This window comes from Crenalkalicoccus roseus (assembly GCF_004761865.1).
In the GTDB taxonomy this organism is placed as follows: Bacteria; Pseudomonadota; Alphaproteobacteria; order Acetobacterales; family Acetobacteraceae; genus Crenalkalicoccus; species Crenalkalicoccus roseus.
On record NZ_SJDM01000092.1, the window covers coordinates 1 to 2,211 of the forward strand.

At 75.3% G+C, this 2,211-nt stretch carries 1 protein-coding gene and 1 pseudogene; both read left to right on the forward strand.

Annotated elements, in window-relative coordinates; all coding sequences use genetic code 11:
* A pseudogene (locus tag ET526_RS20935) lies at positions 1-1,372 on the forward strand (tape measure protein); the annotation flags it as partial.
* Positions 1,373-1,384: 12 nt separating this feature from the next.
* Positions 1,385-2,071 carry a hypothetical protein gene (locus ET526_RS20940; RefSeq protein ID WP_135471016.1) on the forward strand — a complete coding sequence of 229 codons (687 nt, stop codon included), beginning with the start codon at positions 1,385-1,387 and terminating at the stop codon, positions 2,069-2,071.
* The last annotated feature ends 140 nt before the right edge of the window (positions 2,072-2,211 follow it).

Consider the following 2,211-nt stretch of genomic DNA (forward strand, 5'->3'; position numbering starts at 1 on the left):
CCTCGGCCAGCTCGACCGCGCCATCGGCCTCTCCAACGCACTGGCCCGCGCGCTCTCCGGCGCCGCCCGCGCCGTGGACGGCGTGCGCCGCGGCGCCGGGCTTCTGACCGACGGCGAGCGCCTCGCCGACCTCCGCCGCCAGGCCGACGCGCTGGCCGCGCAGCTCGGCACCCTCGAGGCCGGCGTCGACACCACCCGCAACCGCGGCACGCTCCGCCCGCGGCTCACCGACGAGGACCGGCTGCGTCGGCTCGAGGAGGTCCGGAGCCAGTACTTCGAGATCCTCGCCGAGATCGACGCCGCCGAGCGCGCCGCGCTCGACCGCTCGCTGCGCGAGCAGGAGGCGGCCGGCCAGCAGGCGTCCGAGGCGCGCCGGCGCCGCGCCGCGCAGGAGGTGCTCGACCTCACCAAGGACCTCGACGACCGCTTCCGGATCAACCGGGAGTACGAGGAGCGCGTCCGCCGGCTGCGCGAGGCCGAGGCGGCCGGCGGGGTCACCGCCGCCGAGCGCACCCGCCTTGAGACGCTGGCCCTGCAGGAGCGCGACGAGGCTCTGCGCCGCCTCGAGCCGCGCGTCGCCGCTGTCCGCCGCGCCAGCAATGAGGGCGCCCGCGAGGCACGCGACGCCGAGCGTGCGGTCAACGAGGTCCTGCGCGAGCGCGAGCGGCTCATCCAGGACAACGAGACCGCCTACGAGCGCTACGTCCGGCGGTTGGAGCGGTTGTCCGACCTGGTGCAGCGCTCGGAGCGCGCCGGCCGCCCCGTCCCCGACGCCACCGTCCAGCGCGAGGCGGAGCGCGCCATGGAGGAGCTGGAGCGCGCGGAGAATCGGGTCGAGGCGGCCGCGGAGCGGACCTCCGACACCGTCCGCGAGCTCGGCCTCACCTTCAGCTCTGCCTTCGAGGACGCGATCGTCAAGGGTGAGCGGCTATCCAAGGTCATGCAGGGCCTCCTGCAGGACATCGCGCGCGTGATCGCCCGCAAGACCATCACCGAACCGCTCGGCAACGCGGTGTCGGCGGGCCTGTCAGGGATCGGCGCCGGGTCCTGGCTCGACGGCATCGGCTCGTGGCTCGGCGGGCTGTTCCGCGCCGAGGGCGGGCCGGTTGCTGCTGGCCAGCCCTACGTCGTCGGCGAGCGCGGCCCGGAGTGGTTCGTGCCGCGCAGCGCCGGCACCGTGCTGCCGAACGGCACCGCGCCCGGCGGCGGGCCGGTGATCAACACCAGCATCACCATCGACGCCCGCGGCGCCGACGCCGGGGTCGAGGCGCGGCTGCGGATGCTCTCCGGCCAGATCGCCCGGCAGGCCTCCGCCATGACGCTCGACGCCATCCGCCGCGGCGGCGCGGCCTACAAGACCGTGCGCGGGTAGAGGGGGGCGCGGATGACCGAATACGCTTGGCCAGCCGTGCTGCGGCCCTCGCGGCTCAGCTTCTACCTCCAGCACAACACCCTGCGCTTCGCCTCGCCGATCACGCGCGTCACCCAGGTGATGCGGCGGGAGGGTGCGCGCTGGATGGCCGAGGCCACCTTCGATCCGCTCGACCGGGTCCGCGCCGGCGTGCTGGAGGGGCTGCTCGCGGCGCTGGCCGGCTCGGTCAACACCGTGCGGGTCTGGGACTGGCGGCGCGAGTACCGCACCGGCGACCCGCGGAGCCAGGGCGACGTGCCGACCGGGCCCTACTCCTTCAGCGACGCGACCATCTTCACCGACGGCACCGGCCTGGTCGTCGGCTCCGGCAATCCCTCGCTTGCCGCCGGCGCGGCCCGCGGCGCCCTCAGCATCCAGGCCCAGGGCTTCTGGCCCGGCACGGTCGCGGTCGGTGCCGGCGACTACTTCGGGCTGAACGGCCGGCTCCACATGGCGACCGCGGCGGTCACCGCCTCCGGCACCGGCACCGCCACCATCCCGATCGGCCCGCCGCTGCGCGCCGCCGCCGCGGTATCGGAGCCGCTGGTGCTGACCCAGCCGACCGTGGCCATGCGGCTGGTCTCCGACGACGAGGCGATCAACCCGACCCGCCCGGGCCGCTTCACCGCGATCACCATCCGCCTCGAGGAATCGCTCTGATGTCCGGCATCACCGCCACGCCGCGGCTGTCGCTCCAGGCCGCCGCGGCGGCAACCGCCTCCGTCGCCACGCCGATCATCCTGGTCGATCTCGACTTCGCCTCCGGCCCCTTCCGCGCCTGGACCGGGCTCGGCCAGCTG